Below are 3492 nucleotides of genomic sequence, written 5' to 3' on the forward strand. Positions count from 1 at the left end.
GACTTCACCGGCGCCGGCGCCGCGCGGGTCCAGGTGCGGGCCGGCGCCGACGTCAAGGTTGGCGGCGGCCCGCTGGCGCTGGTCGCCGGCGCGGTAGGCGCCGAGGCCGGCAGTTCGGTGACCGGCGCGGGCACCGTGCTCTACGGCGCGGCCAATGACTTCACGGTCCGCTTCGGCCCGTTGACCGGCGACCTCGACCTGCTGGACTTCGTGGTGCCGGCGACGGGCGGGACGGCCGCGGCCACGCCCCTGACCCTGCTGGGCCAGACGGTGGGCGGCAATGTGTTCCTGGCCGTGGTCAACCGCGCGGAGGTGGCCAGCGCGGTGATCAACGCGCCCGGACTGATCGCCGCCCAGTCGGCGGCCCTCGATCGCGGCGACGTGGTGCTGGCTGCCGGCGTCAGCATCGTGAACCGCCAGCCCGGGCCGACGCGCCTCAACGGAACCACCGAAACCACGGCCAACTTCGGTGTGGTCTCGGCCCAGCGTGACCTGCTGGGCGGGTTCGCCTCGCCGACGGCGCTGGCCGGCGTGCAGTTCGCCGCCGGCCGCGACCTGGGCCTGGTCAGCGCCAGCCTCGACGCCGCCACGCTGAACGCCGGCCGTCAGCTGGCGATCGACGCTGGCCGCGGCATCGCCCTGCGGGCCGGCGCCTCGGCCGGCGGCGCGGCCTCGTTCCGCACGACGGGCGCGTTCAGTGTCGGCGCCGGCGGGGTCAATTCGATCGGCCGGCTGCAGATCGACACCGGGTCGCTGCTGGCCGGCCAGCTCAGCTCCGGCCGCAGCGTGGTGGTGAACGCCAGCGGCGTGGGTGCGAACGGCGCCGCGGTCAGCCTGGGCTCGATCCTCGCCGACGATGACATCGCCATCACCACCACCAACGTCGGCGGGCACATCGTGCTGCGCGCGGCCACCATCACCGGCGCGCGCGGCGATGACGCCCCGGCCGGCCGCAACTTGTCGCTGACCGCCAAGGGCGCCCAGGCCGACGTCACCTATGGCGCGCCCGGCGGAACGCCGCTCACCGGCGTGACCAAGGTCGCCCTGGCCGCCGGGCGCGATGTGACCGCCAATGTGGCGGGGTTGCTGAGCCTGAACAGCGGCGCGGCCGGCCGCAACTTCACCATCCGGGCGGGCGACCTGGACATCGTCGGTCCGCTCACGGCAGCCACGCTGCGCATCGAGTCGCTTGGGGGCGCCGTCAGCCTGGGTGGCGGATCGAGCCAGACGCGCGGCGCGGCGAGCGAATATCCCGGGGCGCCCACCGACGGCCTGCGCATCACCGACGCCGAGTTCCAGCAGATCCAGGCGACCACCGCGGTGGCGTTCTACGCCGGCGCCTCGACCGGAACCGCGCGCGGCGACATCACCGTCCAGGACCTGAACGTGAACCCCGCCCACATCCCCAGCCTGCTGCTGGCGGCGGGTCCGAACAACGACGTCAACATCACCGGCAACCTCGCGCCCGGCATCACCGGCGGCATCGTGACTATCGGCGAGACGACGCCGGATGCGGGCTTCCAGCCGGGGCGCATCCTGCTCAGCGGCTCCATCGGCGTGGCCAAGGGGTCGGTGGCCACCGGCTTCATCGACGTTCACGCCCTGGGTGAGACCCACCTCTACGCGACCAACGAGATCGTCCTGGGGTCCGCCCGGTTCATCGCCCTGGTCGAGGGCGTCCCGGCCAGCCAGATCGACATCGCCAACAACCTGCCGGTCGGCGTCTCCCCGACTCCGGATGAACAGGGCCATGTCTTCATCACGACCGGGGTGCTGACCATGTCGGCCTCGGCGCGGATCCTGATGCAGAACACCGGGACCAAGAGCAACCCCAGCGGCATCCTGATCGATGATAGCGGCTCTCCCGGTCCCAGCTCGCCCACGCTGGTGGTCACCACGCCGGGGGTCGTCGACCTCTTCGGGTCGGTCAAGGACACCGGCGGCGCCCTCCACAGCGGGGTCGGCGCGGGCCTGACGCCTGCCTTGCTGGTGTCCAGCGGCGGCGGGTCGCCGGGCGTGCGCTTCAATGGCCTGGACGTCAGCGGCGGGGGGATCGGCGGCGGTCGTGGCGGTGGCAACGGCCTCAACCTGTTCGACGCCCGCGTGCAGCAGCTTTACCACGGCGACGACGGTGCGATGCTGGGTGCGGGCGAGGCCGCGGTCGCCAGTCGCCCGGAAGCGCCGCCGCTGCTGACCGCCGCAGAGCCGGCCGCCGACGAGATCCTCCTCGATCCCGTGGCCGCCGCCACCGGCAGCTACGAGCTCTGGCGCAACCGGCCGAAGAAGAAGAACTAGCGCTTCAGGCCGGGCGGTCCGGCAGGGTGATGCTGGTGACCGCGTCGTCGCCGATAACGGTGATGCTGGGCCGGCGCTTGGGCGGCAGGGCCATGAGGGCGTCGATCTCGGCCTGCGTCCCCGCGTCGACTTTGCGCCCGGCCTTCGGAGGCGGGCCGCGCTGGGCGCTGGCGTTCATCTTGTCGTCCGATGCGGGGCGCTGACATGGCCCCGACCATTACAAGGGCCGGGCGCGCCATCGGTTCCCGGCGGGGCTGGATCGGGCCTAGGCCAGCAGGACCGCGTCCTGGCCTTCCCGCGCCAGTACGGCGCCGATCGCCTCATAGAGGGCGCTCATCGAGACCGGCTTAAGGACCACGTCGTCAGCGCCGGCCGCCAGGCAGTCGGCCTCGATGGTCGCCCCGGCGTCGGCGGTGACGACGATCACCGGCAGCCTGGCCTTGTGGTCGCCGCGGGCGCGAAGGTGCCGGATGGCGGTGATGCCATCCATGCCCGGCATACGCAGGTCCATCAGGATCAGGTCGTAGTCGTTGTCGCCGATCATCCGCAGGCCCGCGGCGCCGTCCACGGCCTCGGCCATCTCGATGTCACCGGCGCGCAGCATTTCCCTGATGACCAGGCGGTTGACCTCACTGTCCTCGACAAACAAGACCCGCATTGGGGTGACTCCAGGCGCTCAGCGGCACACCGACAACCTGCATCCTAGACCGGTACGGCTTAAACGAATGTTGATCAGGCGGCCGAAGATCGCCAGCCGCTGGATGGCGCCCTGCAGCGCCGTCTCCTGGGCGCGCGGCGCATGCTCGCCCCAGTGGCGGTAGTAGGCCGCGCGGCTCCCCTGGGAGAGCCCGCACAGCCGCTCGATCGATCCGGGGCCGTGGAGCCCCTAGCCTTGCGCCGAGCCTTGGCCTTGCGGATGCGTCATCGCCGCGATCTCGGCGAAGACGCCGGCGCGCCAGGAACGGTGTCCGTCCGGCGCGACGTCTCGATACGCCGCAAGGCGCCTTTGAAAAAATCCAGATCCAGCTGCTGCTGGCCGACCTTGCGCTCCAGCTACGCGATCTGGCGGCGCGCCTCCCTCAGGTCCCCGGCCCTGGCCGCCACCCCCCGCGCATCGGCCATCTCCTGGGCTTCCAGCTTCGGCGGCCGACCGCGCTGCGAGCGCAGCGCCAACGCTCCGCCCACGCGCCAGGCGTC

At 72.2% G+C, this 3492-nt stretch carries 3 protein-coding genes; 1 reads left to right on the forward strand and 2 read right to left on the reverse strand.

Annotated features, from left to right (window positions below; all coding sequences use genetic code 11):
- Window positions 1-2295, forward strand: a 2295-nt coding sequence (locus Q0R13_RS17155) for a hypothetical protein (RefSeq protein ID WP_293906183.1), incomplete at its 5' end; no start/stop codon positions are given.
- Window positions 2296-2299: 4 nt separating this feature from the next.
- Here the strand turns inward: Q0R13_RS17155 and Q0R13_RS17160 are convergent.
- Window positions 2300-2473 carry a hypothetical protein gene (locus tag Q0R13_RS17160; RefSeq protein ID WP_293906185.1) on the reverse strand — a complete coding sequence of 58 codons (174 nt, stop codon included), beginning with the start codon at window positions 2471-2473 and terminating at the stop codon, window positions 2300-2302.
- Window positions 2474-2560: 87 nt separating this feature from the next.
- A complete protein-coding gene (locus Q0R13_RS17165; RefSeq protein WP_293906187.1) occupies window positions 2561-2953 on the reverse strand; it encodes a response regulator in 393 nt (130 codons plus the stop codon).
- Window positions 2954-3492: the final 539 nt, after the last annotated feature.

The organism is Phenylobacterium sp. (genome assembly GCF_025351295.1).
In the GTDB taxonomy this organism is placed as follows: domain Bacteria; phylum Pseudomonadota; class Alphaproteobacteria; order Caulobacterales; family Caulobacteraceae; genus Phenylobacterium.

Coding starts and splice junctions, on each gene's coding strand:
- Q0R13_RS17165 (WP_293906187.1), bottom strand. CDS start 2,953: ATGCGGGTCTTGTTTGTCGAGGACAGTGAGGTCAACCGCCTGGTCATC.
- Q0R13_RS17160 (WP_293906185.1), bottom strand. CDS start 2,473: ATGAACGCCAGCGCCCAGCGCGGCCCGCCTCCGAAGGCCGGGCGCAAA.